The sequence below is a fragment of the Winogradskyella sp. PC-19 genome (assembly GCF_002163855.1).
In the GTDB taxonomy this organism is placed as follows: Bacteria; Bacteroidota; Bacteroidia; order Flavobacteriales; family Flavobacteriaceae; genus Winogradskyella.
On the sequence record NZ_CP019332.1, the window covers coordinates 2,365,894 to 2,383,315 of the forward strand.

At 31.8% G+C, this 17,422-nt stretch carries 20 protein-coding genes; 9 read left to right on the forward strand and 11 right to left on the reverse strand.

Features of this window, described 5'->3' with window-relative positions; all coding sequences use genetic code 11:
* The first annotated feature begins 5 nt into the window (after positions 1–5).
* Positions 6–1,262 (forward strand): POTRA domain-containing protein, encoded by a 1,257-nt coding sequence (locus BTO05_RS10865; protein ID WP_087492686.1) that lies wholly within the window; start codon positions 6–8, stop codon positions 1,260–1,262.
* Here the strand turns inward: BTO05_RS10865 and BTO05_RS10870 are convergent.
* The 3 genes from BTO05_RS10870 to BTO05_RS10880 form a co-directional block, all read right to left on the reverse strand.
* Positions 1,259–1,948: a TIGR04283 family arsenosugar biosynthesis glycosyltransferase gene (locus BTO05_RS10870; protein WP_087492687.1), complete on the reverse strand. Its 690-nt coding sequence runs from the start codon at positions 1,946–1,948 to the stop codon at positions 1,259–1,261. The two genes, BTO05_RS10865 and BTO05_RS10870, sit on opposite strands and share 4 nt — an antisense overlap.
* Before the next feature lie 80 nt (positions 1,949–2,028).
* Positions 2,029–2,922: a DUF547 domain-containing protein gene (locus BTO05_RS10875; protein ID WP_087492688.1), complete on the reverse strand. Its 894-nt coding sequence runs from the start codon at positions 2,920–2,922 to the stop codon at positions 2,029–2,031.
* Positions 2,919–3,803: a sterol desaturase family protein gene (locus tag BTO05_RS10880; RefSeq protein WP_087492689.1), complete on the reverse strand. Its 885-nt coding sequence runs from the start codon at positions 3,801–3,803 to the stop codon at positions 2,919–2,921. Before BTO05_RS10880 ends, BTO05_RS10875 begins: the two co-directional genes overlap by 4 nt.
* An 87-nt stretch (positions 3,804–3,890) precedes the next feature.
* On the opposite strand from BTO05_RS10880, the gene BTO05_RS10885 reads away from it, so the two are divergent.
* Positions 3,891–4,376, forward strand: coding sequence for a DUF962 domain-containing protein (locus BTO05_RS10885; RefSeq protein ID WP_087492690.1), 486 nt, complete (start codon positions 3,891–3,893; stop codon positions 4,374–4,376).
* Between the two features lie 15 nt (positions 4,377–4,391).
* Here BTO05_RS10885 and arsM read toward each other — a convergent pair whose 3' ends face one another.
* The 8 genes from arsM to BTO05_RS10925 all read right to left on the reverse strand — a co-directional run bounded on the left by arsM (position 4,392) and on the right by BTO05_RS10925 (position 12,216).
* Complete coding sequence (arsM, locus tag BTO05_RS10890; RefSeq protein WP_087492691.1) at positions 4,392–5,360, reverse strand: arsenosugar biosynthesis arsenite methyltransferase ArsM; 969 nt, start codon at positions 5,358–5,360, stop codon at positions 4,392–4,394.
* Between the two features lie 11 nt (positions 5,361–5,371).
* Positions 5,372–6,184, reverse strand: a complete 813-nt coding sequence (locus tag BTO05_RS10895; RefSeq protein WP_087492692.1) for a purine-nucleoside phosphorylase — start codon at positions 6,182–6,184, stop codon at positions 5,372–5,374.
* Between the two features lie 70 nt (positions 6,185–6,254).
* Positions 6,255–6,965, reverse strand: coding sequence for a T9SS type A sorting domain-containing protein (locus BTO05_RS10900; protein ID WP_087492693.1), 711 nt, complete (start codon positions 6,963–6,965; stop codon positions 6,255–6,257).
* A gap of 12 nt (positions 6,966–6,977) precedes the next feature.
* Positions 6,978–7,583: a TIGR04282 family arsenosugar biosynthesis glycosyltransferase gene (locus tag BTO05_RS10905; RefSeq protein WP_087492694.1), complete on the reverse strand. Its 606-nt coding sequence runs from the start codon at positions 7,581–7,583 to the stop codon at positions 6,978–6,980.
* Between the two features lie 5 nt (positions 7,584–7,588).
* Positions 7,589–8,089 (reverse strand): rhodanese-like domain-containing protein, encoded by a 501-nt coding sequence (locus BTO05_RS10910; RefSeq protein WP_087492695.1) that lies wholly within the window; start codon positions 8,087–8,089, stop codon positions 7,589–7,591.
* A 10-nt stretch (positions 8,090–8,099) separates the two neighbouring features.
* Complete coding sequence (gene arsS, locus BTO05_RS10915; RefSeq protein WP_087492696.1) at positions 8,100–9,164, reverse strand: arsenosugar biosynthesis radical SAM (seleno)protein ArsS; 1,065 nt, start codon at positions 9,162–9,164, stop codon at positions 8,100–8,102.
* A complete protein-coding gene (locus BTO05_RS10920) occupies positions 9,157–9,492 on the reverse strand; it encodes an arsenosugar biosynthesis-associated peroxidase-like protein (protein WP_087492697.1) in 336 nt (111 codons plus the stop codon). Before BTO05_RS10920 ends, arsS begins: the two co-directional genes overlap by 8 nt.
* 141 nt (positions 9,493–9,633) lie before the next feature.
* Positions 9,634–12,216: a phosphoenolpyruvate carboxylase gene (locus BTO05_RS10925; RefSeq protein ID WP_087492698.1), complete on the reverse strand. Its 2,583-nt coding sequence runs from the start codon at positions 12,214–12,216 to the stop codon at positions 9,634–9,636.
* Positions 12,217–12,718: 502 nt separating this feature from the next.
* Here BTO05_RS10925 and BTO05_RS10930 point away from each other — a divergent pair.
* The 7 genes from BTO05_RS10930 to BTO05_RS14025 all read left to right on the forward strand — a co-directional run bounded on the left by BTO05_RS10930 (position 12,719) and on the right by BTO05_RS14025 (position 17,274).
* Positions 12,719–14,017 carry a tyrosine-type recombinase/integrase gene (locus BTO05_RS10930; protein WP_087492699.1) on the forward strand — a complete coding sequence of 433 codons (1,299 nt, stop codon included), beginning with the start codon at positions 12,719–12,721 and terminating at the stop codon, positions 14,015–14,017.
* A gap of 4 nt (positions 14,018–14,021) precedes the next feature.
* Entirely contained in the window at positions 14,022–14,801 is a 780-nt protein-coding gene (locus tag BTO05_RS10935; RefSeq protein WP_087492700.1) for a hypothetical protein, read from the forward strand.
* A gap of 77 nt (positions 14,802–14,878) precedes the next feature.
* Positions 14,879–15,172: a helix-turn-helix domain-containing protein gene (locus BTO05_RS10940; RefSeq protein ID WP_087492701.1), complete on the forward strand. Its 294-nt coding sequence runs from the start codon at positions 14,879–14,881 to the stop codon at positions 15,170–15,172.
* A gap of 1 nt (position 15,173) precedes the next feature.
* Positions 15,174–15,833, forward strand: a complete 660-nt coding sequence (locus tag BTO05_RS10945; RefSeq protein WP_087492702.1) for a hypothetical protein — start codon at positions 15,174–15,176, stop codon at positions 15,831–15,833.
* A gap of 23 nt (positions 15,834–15,856) precedes the next feature.
* Positions 15,857–16,543 carry a hypothetical protein gene (locus BTO05_RS10950; RefSeq protein WP_157662573.1) on the forward strand — a complete coding sequence of 229 codons (687 nt, stop codon included), beginning with the start codon at positions 15,857–15,859 and terminating at the stop codon, positions 16,541–16,543.
* Between the two features lie 53 nt (positions 16,544–16,596).
* Positions 16,597–17,010 carry a hypothetical protein gene (locus BTO05_RS10955; RefSeq protein ID WP_087492704.1) on the forward strand — a complete coding sequence of 138 codons (414 nt, stop codon included), beginning with the start codon at positions 16,597–16,599 and terminating at the stop codon, positions 17,008–17,010.
* A gap of 87 nt (positions 17,011–17,097) precedes the next feature.
* Positions 17,098–17,274 (forward strand): hypothetical protein, encoded by a 177-nt coding sequence (locus BTO05_RS14025; RefSeq protein ID WP_157662574.1) that lies wholly within the window; start codon positions 17,098–17,100, stop codon positions 17,272–17,274.
* Positions 17,275–17,422: the final 148 nt, after the last annotated feature.

The window sequence follows — 17,422 nt, forward strand, 5'->3', positions numbered from 1 at the left end:
TATCAATGAAATATTTTACACTATTATTCTGTTTTTTTGTCTCTATATCTAGTGCTCAAAAAATTGTAGATGTCAAAGTACAAGGCAATAAAAAGCTTAAATCTTCATTTGTAAAAAAGATAGCTTTGGTCAAAGCAGGTACAGTTTTAGACTCTACGCAACTCGAAGAAGATATAAAACTACTCAAAAGGTTACCTTCAATAGCACATGCATATTACCAAGTATTTCCAGCTAATAAGCCTAATGAATACAATGTGTTTTATAACATCGAAGAGAATTTTACTATAATTCCTTCTGCCAATGTTTATACAACTAATGACGATGAGTTTGCCTATCGTTTGGGCTTGTATGAGTTTAATTTATTTGGTCAAAACATGACTTTTGGAGGGTTTTATCAAAAAGATATTTATGATTCTTATGCTATAAACTTTAGAGCTCCATTTTTGTTTAATAGAAAATTGGGTTTAGCTATTAATTATCAAGATTTAACAACGCAAGAACCTGTTTTTTTTGATGGTACGACTGCAGATTACAAATACAATAATGAATCTATAGAAGTTTTGGGTTTGTTTCAGCTTGATTTCACAAATCGTTTTGAGTTAGGATTAAATTACTTTACGGAAGATTATGAGTACCAATCTGGTGCAACCAACCCTAATGTTCCGCAAGATTTGAGAGTTAAAAAGTTATTGTATAAGCTTATTTATGAGTATAACAATCTTAATTATGATTATCAATATATAGAAGGTTTTAGAAGCATTTTTAATTTTCAATATGTGACATCAACTGATACGGCTCAGTTACCAGATTTTTTAATTGGATGGAATGATTTTCAGTACTTTAAACGGTTTGGTAAAAAAGGCAATTGGGCAAGTCGATTGAGATTAGGATTATCTACAAACAACGATACACCTTTTGCACCTTTTGCAGTAGATAATAATTTGAATATTCGAGGTGTTGGAAATTTGATTGACCGTGGAACAGGTGCCATTGTTCTTAATACAGAGTATAGATATACATTATACGAAAAAGGTTGGTTTGCATTACAAGGAAATGCTTTTATAGATGCTGGGAGTTGGCAAAATCCAGGAGGTGATTTGGGCGATTTTGTAGATTCTGATAACTTAAGAATTTATCCAGGCGTTGGATTACGCTTTATTCATAAAAAAATCTTTAATGCTATTTTTAGAATTGATTATGGTTACGGTATAACACCAAACGCTACTAACGGGTTTGTGTTTGGGATTGGACAGTATTTTTAAACTATATACTTCTTGTAATAATTATACAAGTCATTAGCAGATGCCCCAAACCATTTCTTGACATAAATTGTCCAAAAGTGATATTGTAACTTCCATACGCCATTTTTTTCGTAAAGTCTTGCTGAAGTTCTTATCGTTTCTTTAATAACTACAAACTCCTTACGTTTATAAAGTTCGTTAATAAGAATGTTATCTTCATAAATGGTATAAGTTTCGTCAAAACCACCAATATCTTCAAACAAAGCTTTAGTGATAAATTGGCTTTGGTCACCACCACGACAAGCACGCCAACTAAATTGTGTTAGCCAACTCGCTAATCGTAACCACCAATGATTACTATCAAATTGAAGTCTAAAACAGCCAGCGTTATTTCCTTTTTTGACTTCACCTATAATATGTTGGTCGTAATTTAAAGGCGGAAATGAATCGGCATGTAAAAAGTATAAGATATTTCCTGTAGCGGCATTAGCACCTCTATTCATCTGTTTTGCGCGACCTTTTTCTGAGGTTAGTAACTTTATTTTTAGGTCTAGATTTTGAATAATCTCTGGAGTGCCATCAACGCTTCCACCATCGACAACTATAATCTCATTGATATTTTTTAGGTCCGCACAATCCACTAAATGAAACAATAACTCTTCGATTGTTTCGGCTTCATTTAAAACAGGAATAATTATGCTAATCATAAGGGTTTATCTGTTATGCTGAATTTATTTCAACATCTTAAAAAAGAGATTCTTCACTTTGTTCAGAATGACAATTATTTTTAATCGTTTAAATCCCAATTGTAATCTTTAAAAGACTTTTTCGCTTTTGATGAAATTTCGACTTCAGTATATTTATTTAAGAAATCTATCAAACTACCATCGGTTTTGAAATCTTTTGCAAACCATTTAAATATTTTTGACAACCTAAGGTTGTTTTGAGAAATCTCATTTCTGTCTGAATCAGCTAAGAAATCTTTTGTAGCTTCGGTTAATTGCGCTTCTAAATTTGAAGCTGTAAAAGCTTTATTTTGGAGTTTTGGACAAGAAAAGGATGCGCAAACTATTGCAAAATGAATTCGCGGCTCGTCCATTTTACGAAGAATTTGATGCTCAATATCATTGAGATTTAGCCATTTCTCACCAAATTTCCATAGTCGTTGGTCCCAAGGTTTATCAATATCTTTTATACTTTTTATTGGATAATTTCTGAGAATTAAATCTATGGTTAATGCGTTGTAAGCGTTAATCCAATAGGCAAGTTTTTGTTCTTTTGAAGCGTTATTATTGGGTAAGCTGTCTTGTAAAAACTTAATATAATATTGAAGACCTTTAAAGTCTTTCCTAAAACTCTCATAATTGACATTACCATTATCGGATACATTTTTTTGTAAGAAGTTTGTCCAGAAATCATCAAGGCTATCAAAAGTATGTTTGGTTAAATCTTGATGAAACCCCAATGAGTCAGGTTTAATTATCTGATTAGGATTATAATTGTCAGGTATATCAATTATTTCTTCGGTTTCATAAGGTGCCTCAGGTATAATCTCAACTTCGGATTTTTCAACCACATCTTTCTCAACTTTTTCAGTAGGCTTAGAACTTTCTATAACTTTTTTGCTACTTCCACATGCAGTAACTAAAACTAGAAGTATAAAGAGTGTTATTTGTTTCATTTTTTCTTTAAAGGATACAATTCTTGAGTTAAAAAATCTTTTGGAAAATTTTCATCTCCGCTAAAACCCAATTCAATATCACGACCATTATGTGGTACGTAATTGGTTTTAAAAAGATAATCCCAAATACTCAAGGTTAGTCCATAATTAACACCATAACTTACATGTTTTGGTAATTCTTTAGCATGATGCCATATGTGCATTTTCGGATTATTGAATATGTATTTTAGTATTCCATAATCCCAGCCTAAGTTTGCATGGTTTAAGTGGCCAATTGCAATACTAAAGAAATAAACAATCGCTACATCCTGAGCATCAAACCCTCCAATAATCGCAAGCGGAATGTATAATAGCGATTTGTAAACTACTGGTTCCATCCAATGGTAACGTAAATGAGCGGCAAACCCCATTTCTTTTACAGAGTGATGTACTTTATGAAAATTCCATAAAAAAGGTATGCGATGAAGTAGACGATGTGTATTCCATTGTACAAAATCTGATACTAAGAAAAATACGAGTAAACCTAACCATTTTGGCAAATTATCAACATCAAATAATTGAAGGCTTCCTATGCTAATCCCAATACTTTTTAAGACGTCATTAAAAAATTCTGAAACCGTATTTGATAACGCAATAAGAATTATAAGATTAAGAATAAAGAAGTTAAAGAACATATAAAATGTATCTAGCCAGAAATCCTTTCGAAAAATAGCTTGTCGTTTACGCCAAGGAAAAGCGATTTCTAATAGCCAAACTGCAATAGAAATAATGATTAATCCATAGAAAAAGTTATCCCAGTGATTGAGGTCTATTAATTCATATTTTAAATAATTCCAATAATTAGAATATGAATTTTTAAAAATGTCTAAATACTTTTCCATTTAAGACTATTGTCGAAATTACTTAGTAAAAATAACACATTTAAATAGTATTACTATCTTGTAATCCTTAATTAAAGCGATTATAAAATGCGAAAAACAGATAGCCTTTTATCTGAATATGGCGAGAGTCACCAAACAACTTTTAATAAGCGTGTTCATTACATTTGTGTTCCTGCTATTTTTCTAAGTCTAATAGGTTTGTTGGCTTGTATACCAACTGGAGGGTTTTTGGTGGATCAAACACCAACTTGGATTGAACCTTATTTACATTTTGGAACTGTGGTAATTATTTTGGGGCTATTGTATTATTTACGTTTATCGTTCACGCTTTTTATAGGTATGTTATTATTTTCAGCATTGGTTTTGTACATTATACACATTATAGAATATTCTGAGATTGCACCTCTTTGGGCCATTATGGTTGGTATTTTTGTTATAGCATGGATAGTTCAATTTGTTGGTCATAATCATGAAGGTAAAAAACCTTCGTTTTTAAAGGATGTCCAATTTTTGATGATTGGTCCGGCTTGGACTATGAGTCATTTATTTGAGGCAATAGGTGTAAAATTTTAAATAATATAAAATAGTTTAGCAACATCCGCCACCATCGTAATGGTATGTAGATTCGCTAATAAATATATCGTCTCGCCCTAAATCAGCTAATGCTCCTGCTGTTTTATCACAAATAGCGATAGGCTGATTTTTTAAAAGAATATGTCCTTTTTTGTCATCAAAAAAATCGTCGCTACCATAATAAATTGCAGCTTTTCCTGTAAAAATACATGGACCATCTTCTGGCATTGGGTCTTTAATAGCAGCAACTTCAATCGACTCAATATAAATTAACTCATCAGTTGGGTAATTCTTAGGGTCAAGAATACGGTAAGGCTTTCTTGCTCTTATTTCGATTGTCCCAAAACCTGCGTCTGTTAATGCTTTTACATATTCTGCAATAGGCAAACTTCCGCTAAGGCATAATGCTCTTAACCTATCATCATTTCTTAGTGTGTCGTTCATTGGTTGCTCACATGTCGGGTCACTCATTACTAAACGTCCATGAGGCTTTAAAACACGATACATTTCATCAATGGCGCGTTTTAAATCTTCAGCTTTAAAAATATTAAATAGACAATTTTGTGCTGCTACATCAATAGAGTTGTCTTCAACTGGTAAGTTTAGTGCATCTCCTTTTTTAAGATCTACAAATTCACTTTTAAACCAATCGTTTTGAGCCTCGGCTTCAATAAAATTTTTACGAGACGCTTCTAGCATTTCGTCTACGACATCAACACCTATTACGCCTCCTTTTTGGCGATTAAAATATGAGAACTGTAACAATTCCATGCCGCCACCAACACCAACATAAAGCATTTTAGGGTCGTTGGTCAAATCACGAGCATTTACAGTACTTCCGCATCCGTAATTCATCTCCTGCATGATTCTTGGTATCTTTAATCCTGGTAATTCCCAAATAGGGTTTGTTGTACAGCATAGGCCTACATCTGGTGTTAATGCTGCTTCTTTATATAAATCGTTTGTTGCTTCTAAGTAGCTCATAAATCTCTTTCTTATAACGTTTTTATTAATTCTTTAAATAAGGTAATCATATTTGGTTCTGCTTTGCCAGCCATTGCAATAATTTCGGCAATATCTACAGGTTTTAAATTATCTGGGTCACATTCGTCGGTTAAAACAGAAACGGCAGCAACTTTTAAATTTAGATGATTTGCAACAATAACTTCGGGTACTGTACTCATACCAACTGCGTCCGAGCCAATAATTTTTAACATTCGATATTCTGCACGTGTTTCTAACTGTGGGCCAACCACAGATGCATAAACACCTTTGTGTAATTTAATACCATTTGTTTTTGCAATTGCTTCAATTTTTGAATTGATTTCTAAATCGTAAGGCGCACTCATATCAGTAAAACGCTCACCTAGTTTTTCTACACCTTTAAATGCTAGTGGCGAACTGCCTTGCAAGTTAATATGGTCGTCGATAAGCATGATTTCACCTTTTTTGAAATCTAGATTTACTGCACCTGCTGCATTTGAAACTAAAAGTGTTTTGATACCTAGTTTTTCCATAATACGAACCGGAAAAGCTACATCTTGTAATGTATAACCTTCATATACATGAAAGCGGCCTTGCATAACCACTACTTTTTTATCAGCTAAAATTCCATAAATCAGTTTGCCTTTATGAAACTCAACCGTTGCTGTTGGGAAATTTGGGATATGATTATAACTAGCTTCTGCAATAACTTCTATTTCATTAATAAGCTGTCCTAAACCTGTACCAAGTATAATCCCGACTTCGGGTTTGTCAAAGCCTTTGCTTTTAAGGTATTCTGTACTTTCTGTTATATATTTTGTCATGATAAAAAAATCGTAGTTATAGCTTCAAATTTATCTATAACTACGATTGTAAGCAATTTTAAAAGTATAATTATTCTATAATTAATCGTTTTGTTGTTTGCTTGCCTTCAGCTTCAATTCTTACGAGATAAATTCCAGTTTTAAGATTATTTAAATCAATGTCAGAATTTAAAGACTGAACTGTTTTATAAACCTGTTTACCTAGCATGTTATAAACTGAGATTTGAGCGTCTTCATTTGTCGATGATTGTAGTGTTACATTTCCTTTTGAAGGATTTGGATATAGAGCTAGACTATTCAAAGTATTTTCGTTAATACTTAGACTCGCACAATCAGCTCCAGTATTTGCGCCAAGGGCAACATGTCCCCAACGTTCATTTATAGCAATACACTGTATAACAATAAAATCAAAGTCGGCTAATGTAGTTGATGGTGGTATAGAAAAAGTCATCATACCCGTTATAGGTGCTGTTCCAGGTCCACCAAAACCACCAGCATCGTTTTCTAATTGACCAGATATCTGAATAGCATCAGAACCAGGCGTCGCAATGTCATCAGTTTTAGAGATGTAAACTCTTAAATCTGCGCCTTGTACTGTAGCAAAATTGCTTTCGAAAATAACGTCTTTATCACCTGAAGTCGTAAATGTAATATTAGCATCTCCACTGATACTATACATTGGATCACTCTGAACAAAACTGCCGCTTCGTGAGCATTGAGCTTGTGTAAATTGAAAAGAAGCCATAAAAGTTACGGCTAAAAAAAGTAGTTGTTTTTTCATGAGAAAGTTGATTTAGTTTTTAAACAAATAGTTAAACTCTTTATAGGGTTTTAAGTCCTCTAAATAGTCTATGTCGTTTAAAGTTTCTAAAACATACAGAGATTGCTCAAAAAAATCTTTTTTTGTTTTTTTTAAAACTGTCTCTGTACCCCAATTCTTATTTTTAAAGACGTTTTTATTCAGATTTTTCATACCTAAAAGGTAGTAGCCACCATCTTCTGCTGGACCAATGACAGCGTCATTTTCTTTTAGTTTTTTGTAGGCGTTTTGTATAATTTCTTCTTTTAAGTCTAGTAAGTCACTGCCAATAATAATTACTTTTTTAAAACCTTCAGAAAATAAAGTTTGAAAAGCATTCTCCATGCGTTCGCCAAGGTCATCTCCATATTGTAATTTTTTATTGAAAAAAGCATTGTCCCAAATATCGTTTTGCTGAATATTTTCAGAGTAAAATACAAATCGCTCTGCATCTACTTTTTTGGAAACATTTGCAGTATGCTGTAGTAGATGTTTGTAGATTTTTAAAGCTTCTACATCACCAACTGATTTTGCTAATCTAGTTTTGCATTTACCAAGTTCTGGGTTTCGTGTAAAAATAATCAAGGCACAATCAGTCATCCTTTTTAGTTTTTGGGATAAACCTTAATTCCTTTTTTTACCCATTTACTCCATTCTTCAGAAAAAGCATGAATACTATCGGTTATTTTTTCTCTATCGTTATAGACTTTAAAGTTGTTGTTTTTCCATTCAAAAATTCCGCCATAAAGATTTCTAACGTTTGTGTAGCCTTCTTTTTTAAGTTTTTCAGCAATATCTTCAGATCTAATACCTAATGAGCAATAAACCACGATTTCTTTGTTTTTATCGGTTATAGTATCCGTTACTTTTTTTATATCAAAATTATCATAACCGATACAAATAGCATTCTTTAGATGACTAACAACATATTCGTTAGTTTCTCTAGCGTCTAACAGAATGGCTTGAGTTTTTGGCATTGCCAACTCCTGTACAGAAATATATGGAATGGTTTGCTGATTATTTTCCTTCAATAATTTGTTTAAATCGTCTTGGGTAAAACCTAAAGTTGAAATAAAAATGAATATGTAAAACAAGTTCTGTTTCATATACGTAAAATTATGCAACAACGCCTTGACAGCTACTTCCTGCTCCTGCTGTACAACCATAGCAGTGTTGAGAGATTACTATATTTCTGCCTTCAAGTAGTTCTGTTTTATATTCAGATATATGCTTTGCTTTACTATTTACTGGTAATTCTAACATCTGGTTAAAATCACAATCAAATAAGTATCCATCCCAACTAACCGATAATGTGTTTGTGCACATCACATTTTGAACAGCAGCAGGATTATATGCTTCGACTAAGGAATACATATAGTCTTCATAATTTTCTGAAGCAATTAAATAATCTAGGAAACGTGCAATTGGTAAATTTGTAATAGCAAAAAGATTATGAAATTGAATACCAAAATCTTCCATCAAGGCTTTCTTGAAGTCTTTTTCCATTGCCATTTGGTCACCAGGTAAAAATGCGCCACTAGGATTATAAACTAAATCGAGTTTTAAGTCACTATCAGGCATTCCGTAACCAACAGCATTTAGTTCTTGCAGCGCTTTTATTGACATGTCAAAAACACCTTCACCACGTTGCTTATCTGTTTTTCCTCTTGTCCAGTGCGGCATGGAACTTACCACATGAATATTATGTTTTTTGAAAAACTCGGGTAAATCGTAATATTTTTTATTGGCTCTAATAATGGTAAGGTTAGAGCGTACAATAAAATCTTTGATACCAATCTTTGAAGCTTCTTCTACAAACCATCTGAAATTTGGATTCATTTCTGGAGCTCCACCTGTTAAATCTAGTGTGTGTGCACCAGTTGTTTTAATCACATCCAAAATCTGTTGCATGGTCTCTTGTGTCATTATTTCCTTCCGGTCAGGACCTGCATCAACGTGACAATGCTCGCAAACTTGATTGCACATATAGCCTACGTTAATCTGTAGAATTTCTAAGGTATTAGCTTTAAGCGGAAACTGATTTGTTTCTGAAATTTTATTCTTAAATGTTGGTAATTCACCATTTGCAAAAATACCATTTGATAAAATCTCTAGTTGTTTATTTGTATTCGCTAAATCACTATGTCTTTTTTGTAGCGATTGCGTTTTTAATTTACCCATCTAACTTATTTACTTTATTCATCATCTGCACACCATGTACTAATGTAGCACCACTTTTTATAGCAGCCCCAACATGTATGGCTTCCATCATTTCTTCTTTGGTTACGCCACGTTGTAGACCGTCTTTGGTATAGGCGTCAATGCAATAAGGGCATTGTTCTGTATGTGCAACAGCTAAAGCTATTAAAGACTTTTCTCGAGCGGTAAGTGCGCCTTCTTCAAATACTTTTCCGTAGTATTCAAAGAATTTATTTCCTAAATCCTCACTCCATTCGGTAATTTTCCCAAATTTTCTTAAGTCTGCTGGGTCATAATATGTTTTAGACATAAATGTATTTAGTTTTATAAAAAACAAGATAGTATTTTAAGACGAAGTAAAAAGCTAAAGCTTACATAAAGAATTAAGAAATTATTGCAAGATATTTTTCTTCAAAAAAACATAGATTCTTTATTCTTTTTGTTGTGCCATTTATGCTGAATTACGGCTCGCATTAATATTGCCAAAGAGTGACCGTGTGACCATACTTGCATAAATTTTTAATTGCTCATCGTCAGGTTTAGCTCCATTTTTTTCTAGCTCTTGAATCTTTTTTAATGCATATTGTTGGATTGTCAATAAAGGTAGAACAATGGATTCTCTAACTGCAATAGAAGCTTTACTTGAAGGTTCTTCTTGCATCAATTCTTTATAGCCAGTTAGTTTTAAAATCAAACGTTTTGAGGTTTCATATTCCTCATTAATGATATTCCAAAAATCACCATATTCCTCATCTTCTGACATGTATCTTGTTAAATCAAAAAATGATTTTGATAAGGACATCATACTATTGCTAATGAGTGTTTTAAAGAATTTAGATGTTTTAAAGAGCGTCTGTACTTTTTCAAATTGTCCTGTGTCTTCATAATGTTTTAAAGCAGTACCAACACCAAAAAAGCCAGGCACATTTTGTTTTAACTGGCTCCAAGAGCCTACAAAAGGAATAGCTCTTAAATCTTCAAAAACTAAGCCTTTGGCTTTACCGCGCTTTGATGGACGACTACCAATATTTGTTTTAGCATAATATTTAAGTGTACTCATATGCTCTAAATATGAAATGAATTTTGGATGCGCTTTAAAGTCTGAATAAGCTTTATAGCTACGTTCGGATAAGTCATTCATTATAGCTCTGTTCTCTGGCTGCATACTTAAATCAGAATCATTTAATCGATTATGAATGCCAGAGCTAATCAATTGCTCTAGATTGTATTGTGAAGAATCTAATGTCCCAAAATTAGAACTAATGGTCTGTCCTTGGATGGTTAATTGTACTTCTTTGTCCTCAATTGTTGGACCAAGCGAAGCATAAAAATTGTGTGTTTTTCCGCCACCACGTGCAGGTGGTCCACCACGACCATCAAAGAAAATAACTTTTACACCATGTTCTCGAGATACACGGGTTAGGTTTTCTTTGGCTTTATAAATGGCCCAATTAGCCATTAAATAGCCTCCATCTTTAGTGCCATCACTAAAGCCTAACATTATAGTTTGTTTGTTTCCTCTTGTCTTAAGGTGTGCAGCATAATTAGGATTTGTATATAACTCTTCCATAACTTTTGGTGCATTTTCTAAATCTGTAATGGTTTCAAAAAGAGGTCCAATATCTACTGTTAATTCATCTTGAAAAGCAACCAATTTAAGCATCGCAAATAGTTGCATGACGTTAAGTGTGGTTTGGTTATTGCTTATAATATATCGGTTTGCCGATTTTTCACCATTTTCATCTTGTATGGTTTTAATGACTTTCATAGTTTTTAAAGCCTTTAATGTTTCTTCATCCTTGATTAAGGATAAGTCAATTTCGCCTTTAATCTTAGATAGAATTTTTATCTGCTCTTTTTCAGTTAAATCATGATAGTCTTTTGGAAAAATTGAATCTCCGTTTTCAATAGATGTATTAACCATCTCGTTGAAAAACTGATTATGTTTTCTGCTGTCTTGTCTGATATCTAGGTTAGCTAAATGAAAACCAAACAAATGAATTTTATTAATAAGACTATTGACCTCGTTGATGTAAAGTGACTGATGCTTTTCCGTAATAATATCCTTTATGGCTTGCATTTCAGAAGCAAAATGATCGGCAGTCAATTCTGATGACTTATTGGTAATAATTGCCCAAAGCTCGGTTTCTAAATCAATAATTCTACTTTCTACACCATCAAAAGTTAGTTTTCTTCTTAAGCGTCTTGCATCTCGGTAATAATTTTTTATAACTGTGATACGTAATCTCCTAGCAACTTTCAATGTTGTTTCTGGTGTGACAAAAGGATTTCCATCTCTGTCTCCACCAGGCCAAAAACCAATGTTTATAATGTCATTTTCGATATGTTTCCCATCAAAAATATTCTGCTGAATATAATCGTAAATTTGACCAAAGGACTTGTAGAATACATTTTCTAGATACCACATTAAACTCACTGCCTCGTCATAAGGAGATGGTTTTTTATGTTTGTAAAATGGCGTTTTTCCTAGTTGGGCTAATAAATCGTTTATTTTGAGTAAATCATCATTCCTAATAGCTTGGGATAATTCTGTAATTATGCCTAAAACAGAGCCTGGATAAAATTGAGTTGGATGAGCCGTTAGTACAATACGAACTTTAAATTCTTCTAGATATTTTTGAAGTAAATCTAATTTGTTTTCCTTAGATACAGCTTCCTTTAGGCTTCGTAGCGTTCCAATGCCGTCCATGTTATTTACAACCGGAAAAGCTGCGTCCTCAATAGCATCAAACAGGACAACTTGTCGTTCTATGTATTGAATAAACCGGAATAATAAATCTATTTGACTCTCTGGAGAACGTCTGGCTTGATATTTTTCAAAGAAGGTTTCAATAATAGTTGTCGGGTCATCTTGGTTAGCAAAACCCTTTTTGCATGTCGCATGGAACAAAGGTAATAATGTGCCTGTTCTTTTGATAGTATCAAATGGTAGCGTCACAAAAATACTATTGTAAATTTGATATTTTGATAATACATTTTGATTGAATCTCGTGAGCTTTGGTTGTGTTGGCATTAAATTATAATGTTTTTTGTTTCTAATAGTCTATATTTTAGAAACTCGTATTTGTTTTCGATAGTTTGTAAACAAAAAGTTAAAGTTGACTTCGTATTTTTATTAAATATCAATAAAAAATTTGATTTTATTGTGTTAAGATTTGATGTTTTTTTTAATAAAAAAATACTGGTAAATATTTGGTAAAAAAGGGTTGTTTATATTGTGAATCCTTCAATATAAAATGTGTATGACTTATTTATATTGTTAAATGATTAATCTTAAAAGATTCAAAAACCAAAAAACCCAATTCAAACGAATTGGGTTTTTGATGGTGGTGCCTCCAGTACCACTTTTTAGTTTAATACATGTTATTCTATTTTAACTATAATTATTTAAAACCCTTTATTTATAGGGTTTAAATTGTGTATTTCATATAATTGAGTAAATTTGATATAACAACGAATAAACAATATGTTGTCCCTTTTGTTGTCCCCCGATTTAATATTGAATTTATTTTTTTATGAGTACAGCTATAAAGTCCACTTCTGGAACAATAAAATATAGACTTAAAGAAGTCAACTCGAAAAAGGAGACATCTATTCTGCTAGATTATAATTACGGAAGAAATAATAGGATAAAATTTGCAACAGGCTATAAAGTCTTACCAAAGAATTGGGATAAAACCAACCAGAGAATTAGAGCAGTCTCATCTATTAAAAATAGAGAGAAAGTAAATAGCGACTTACAGCTCTATTCATCAGAGTTTTTGGCAGCCGTATCTAAGCTGAATGAAAATGATAAACAAAACAAAAAATTACTTAAAGAGACCTTAGAACGAATTGTTAGGGGTGAAGTAAAAGATGTAAAAATTATAAAGACATTTTTTGACTTTGCAGATGACTTTATTGAAAGAAAAGAAAATCAAGCTAAGAATATTTCTGCGGTTAAACTAAGTCCCATTACTGTTAGGTCATATAAACAAACTGTTAGTAGACTTAAAGAATTTAATGACGAGTTGAATTATAAGCTTGATTTTGCCTCAATAGATTTGAAGTTTTACTATGCTTTTTTAAAGTATATGGAGGATAAAAGCTATTCTGTTAATACTATTGGTAAACACATAAAGAATTTAATTACAATTTTAAATAGAGCGACAGAAGATGGCGTAAACTCTAATCTGAAATATAAGCATCGGGAATTTAAGCCAGTTTCAGAAGAAACAATTTCCATTTATTTAACCGAAGCTGAAATAAGTGCTCTGTATAAAGCGGATTTATCAAAAATGAAAGACTGGGAATTGGCGAGAGATATTTTTTTAATTGGATACTATACAGGTCAAAGGGTATCAGATTATAACGGTATTTCACAGAATCAAATAAAGATTTTTGATGGTAGGAAGGTGTTTGAATTTAAACAGAAAAAAACTGGAAAGAAACTGTTTGTTCCTGTTCATCCTAAGATTCAAGAAATAATGGATAAGAGATATAAAGGAAAGCTACCTAGAAAATTGAATGAGCCAGACATAAATGAATATATTAAAGAAGCTGGCCGCATTGCAGAAATAGATGAGCCTATTACAATAAGAAGAACAGTTGGCGGAAAAGAGGTCATAAAGAATATCGCAAAGTACAACTTGATAGTAAGTCATACGGCAAGGCGCTCTTTTTGTACCAACGCTTATTTATCAAAAATGCCTACTATAGATATTATGGCAATAAGCGGTCATTCTACTGAGCGAGAATTTTACAAATACATAAAAATAACTCCCCAAGAGAGAGCGATTAAAATTTCTGAGTCTACTTTTTTCACCAAAATTTAAACAAATGAATTACAAAGACATGTTTACATTTAAATCAGAGGACAGTCATGAAAAAGATATTTATTTCCTCGAAGATTTTGATTATTTACTTGCATTAAATAAGTCTGAGCAAATTAGTTTTGAAGACGATTTTTATCTGAAAGTTTTTTTGAAAAAACTGTTGTTCGAATTACCAAGTTTAGAAATAAACGATTTTTTACAAATCCAGTTTGAAAATTCAGAACATCCAGAAGTTTTTTGTGATTTTGTATTTCTTGAAGTAATCCCAGCAATTCAAACGATTATTAAAAACGCAATGATAAGTGGTAATGGAATAGAATATTATAAAGCTGAAAAACTTGAAGGAGAATTTATTATTTCTGAGAATGTTATAAAAAACAGAAATTATGACTTTAGGTTGTTCTACCATCAAGCGGCAATGTTTGAATATGTACCTAAGTTCAAAAGAATAATCAAAATACTTAAAAAGCTCACTAAACAAAATGATAAAAACATAAATAATGGTCAGATTATTACTTGGAAAGCATCTCCAAATGTTCTAGGTTATTTGGTAAGTGAGTTAGCGTCTAAGGGTTATCTCAAAACACCAATATATCAAGGAAAGACAAACAACAGTGAGTTGACCAGACAGGTTCTAAAATCATTTAAGTTTACTTGCAAAACACCTTCATTTGATGGTCTGAAGCCATACGTTATAAGAGGTTCATCCCAGAATGAGGATTTAGATTATAAATTAAGAAATCTAGGTTGGGATATTCCCAAATATGATGACGATTCCAAATAACAATCGATAGTTGCTGATTGTTCTACTTCATTAAATTCTTATAAAATTTGTTCCATTCAAACTAATAATTTAATTGGATGGAATCTAATGAGATAAGAATATATAATATAACACCAAATTCGCTAGAAGAATCTGTAGAGCGCGCTGTTACCAAAGCTCTTGGCATTTTAACTCAATCTGATATTAAAGATTATAAGGAGGAGACTAAGGACGTTCTGATGACCGTTGATGAGACAATAGAATTTCTAAAATGTTCCAAACAAGCTTTATGGAACTGGCGCAAGAACGGTATACTTCCAAGCTACAGATTAGGTAATCGTGTCTATTATAAGAAAAGTGATATTTACGAGAAACTTGTAAAGCAGTGCTAGTATGATTGGATATGTGCAAATTCACCGACAGATTATGGATTGGGAATGGTATCAATGCCCAAAGGTTTCTAGACTGTGGTTTCATCTCATTCTCAAAGTAAACTTCAAGGATAAAAAGTGGCAGGGAAAGCTAATTAAAAGAGGTCAAGTTATTACATCTAACGAGAAGTTGGCTAATGACCTATCACTAACCATACAAGTTATTAGAACTGCGCTTCAAAAACTTAAAGATAGCGGTTGCATAAAGATAACTACAACAAACAAATACACGCTTATAACCGTTGTTAATTACCATCATTTTCAATCTTCAGAAGCTTCTAATAACAACCAGAATAACATTCAGAAAACAAACAAACAGCAAACTAACAACACTAAATCAACAACAACTAAAGAAGGTAAAAAAGAAAATAACTTAAATAAAGTAAAAATTAATGAGAGGCGTAATATATTCAAAAACAAAGTTTTTGCACTCACAACGTTTAATTATAAAGTTTTAAATGATTTTTTTAAGTATTGGAGTGAGTTAAATGCGAATAAAACTATGATGCGCTGTGAAGCCGAGAGGTTTTTTGAAATTGAAAAGAGATTAGAAAAATGGAATAAAACCGAAAAGTTTTCTAAAGGGTTAGTTTCCATAAGTAATGAAGACGATAATAGGTAATAGAAATGAGAATAAGTAAAATAATGATACTAAACGACCTTATAAGTTCAAGAAACATGATGCCACCAGAAATAAAAATTTCAATTAAAAAAGAGGATTTGTGGAATGATTTTAACGCTATGTTTCGCAAAATGTATAAAAAAGGCTTTACTCAAAATGACCAGACATTAGCCAATCTTAAAACTCTATTTTATTATTTTTTACGTGATGATAAGTTTTTTGTTCAGGAAAATATCCATGCTAATTTAAGTGTTCCATCTTTTGATAAAGGTCTTCTAATTGTTGGAAGCTACGGAGTTGGGAAAACCGCATATTTAAAAGTTTTTGAAAAAATATTTTACTCAAATCCTCATTTAAGATTTAGAGGTTTTAATACCAAATCAATCGTAAGTGATTACGAACTGTGTAATACACCACTAGATAAAAAACTACTTAAAAATAAGATGATGCGAAAATTACTTTTTATAGATGACCTAAATGCTGAAAGAGTTGCTAATAACTATGGTAAAGTAGAACTAATGGAAGAAATATTATCTGAACGCTATGCTAATAATCTAAAAACCATTGTGACTTGTAATTATACCAATAAAAATAGAAGTGTTGAGGAAACTTTAAGCGATTTTTCTAAAAGATATGGTGGTAGATTACATGATCGCATTTTTGAAATGTTCAATATTATTGAATTTAAAGGTAAAAGCATGAGAAGATAAAAACGTTAAATAAAGCGTTATTTAACGTTTTTCAGTCCAAAAAATAGCATAAAATGGGAAAATTAAGCTTTTGTAAACATTGTCAACAACAATTTGAGTCACGTAGAAGTAATCATTTATACTGTACACCCAGTTGTAGGACAAAAGCCAGTTATCAAAGAAACAATTATAGATATGTTTCAGGGCATTATGAGAAAACAACAGAAATTAATTCTGAACAATTAGCCTTACCAGTGAATAATGAATTATTGTTAGCGGTAAAAGAATTAGAAAAAAAAATTGAAATGTATAGTCAAAAAAAGACTATTAATACAAATGGAATAACGGAGGCTGCTATTGGGAATGCAGCTTCTGATGCAACAATTTATGCGGTAAAAAAACTTTTGGCACCTAAAACATTACCTGCTACAAAAGGAGATATAGACCGGCTCTTGTATGAATTAAATGAATTAAAAAAGAGTATATAGTTTTCATTCAGTTGAAATCGCATCACTAAGTCAAACAATCTCCAAATAAATAGAATACTTTTAAAAACAAACAGAAATAAATCACAAATGAAAACACCCAAAAAAATAATTGATTTATTAATTAAAGATGACCCACAATTAATTGAATATGTTTATCGAAAATATTGGGTTAATGATAAATTATCTAAATCAAAAAAACTTAAAATTGATGAAAACGAGGTTAGAAAATATTTATTAAAGAATGTTTTTAATATTACTCGATAAATTAATGTTGGCATAAAAAAATTAACTAAGACCTTACCTTTATATAATCATGTGTTTAATTATCAGTAATCGAGTCTTCAAGGGTCATTCATAGAGCACCAGCATGCTTACATTCTATGGCTTTAAACTTTTCCAGTGTGCTTCGTTT

Coding starts and splice junctions, on each gene's coding strand:
- BTO05_RS10955 (WP_087492704.1), top strand. CDS start 16,597: ATGGGAAAATTAAGCTTTTGTAAACATTGTCAACAACAATTTGAGTCA.
- BTO05_RS10875 (WP_087492688.1), bottom strand. CDS start 2,922: ATGAAACAAATAACACTCTTTATACTTCTAGTTTTAGTTACTGCATGT.
- BTO05_RS10950 (WP_157662573.1), top strand. CDS start 15,857: ATGATACTAAACGACCTTATAAGTTCAAGAAACATGATGCCACCAGAA.
- BTO05_RS10885 (WP_087492690.1), top strand. CDS start 3,891: ATGCGAAAAACAGATAGCCTTTTATCTGAATATGGCGAGAGTCACCAA.
- BTO05_RS10900 (WP_087492693.1), bottom strand. CDS start 6,965: ATGAAAAAACAACTACTTTTTTTAGCCGTAACTTTTATGGCTTCTTTT.
- BTO05_RS14025 (WP_157662574.1), top strand. CDS start 17,098: ATGAAAACACCCAAAAAAATAATTGATTTATTAATTAAAGATGACCCA.
- BTO05_RS10910 (WP_087492695.1), bottom strand. CDS start 8,089: ATGAAACAGAACTTGTTTTACATATTCATTTTTATTTCAACTTTAGGT.
- BTO05_RS10865 (WP_087492686.1), top strand. CDS start 6: ATGAAATATTTTACACTATTATTCTGTTTTTTTGTCTCTATATCTAGT.
- arsS (WP_087492696.1), bottom strand. CDS start 9,164: ATGGGTAAATTAAAAACGCAATCGCTACAAAAAAGACATAGTGATTTA.
- BTO05_RS10930 (WP_087492699.1), top strand. CDS start 12,719: ATGAGTACAGCTATAAAGTCCACTTCTGGAACAATAAAATATAGACTT.
- BTO05_RS10880 (WP_087492689.1), bottom strand. CDS start 3,803: ATGGAAAAGTATTTAGACATTTTTAAAAATTCATATTCTAATTATTGG.
- BTO05_RS10935 (WP_087492700.1), top strand. CDS start 14,022: ATGAATTACAAAGACATGTTTACATTTAAATCAGAGGACAGTCATGAA.
- BTO05_RS10895 (WP_087492692.1), bottom strand. CDS start 6,184: ATGACAAAATATATAACAGAAAGTACAGAATACCTTAAAAGCAAAGGC.
- BTO05_RS10905 (WP_087492694.1), bottom strand. CDS start 7,583: ATGACTGATTGTGCCTTGATTATTTTTACACGAAACCCAGAACTTGGT.
- arsM (WP_087492691.1), bottom strand. CDS start 5,360: ATGAGCTACTTAGAAGCAACAAACGATTTATATAAAGAAGCAGCATTA.
- BTO05_RS10925 (WP_087492698.1), bottom strand. CDS start 12,216: ATGCCAACACAACCAAAGCTCACGAGATTCAATCAAAATGTATTATCA.
- BTO05_RS10870 (WP_087492687.1), bottom strand. CDS start 1,948: ATGATTAGCATAATTATTCCTGTTTTAAATGAAGCCGAAACAATCGAA.
- BTO05_RS10945 (WP_087492702.1), top strand. CDS start 15,174: ATGATTGGATATGTGCAAATTCACCGACAGATTATGGATTGGGAATGG.
- BTO05_RS10920 (WP_087492697.1), bottom strand. CDS start 9,492: ATGTCTAAAACATATTATGACCCAGCAGACTTAAGAAAATTTGGGAAA.
- BTO05_RS10940 (WP_087492701.1), top strand. CDS start 14,879: ATGGAATCTAATGAGATAAGAATATATAATATAACACCAAATTCGCTA.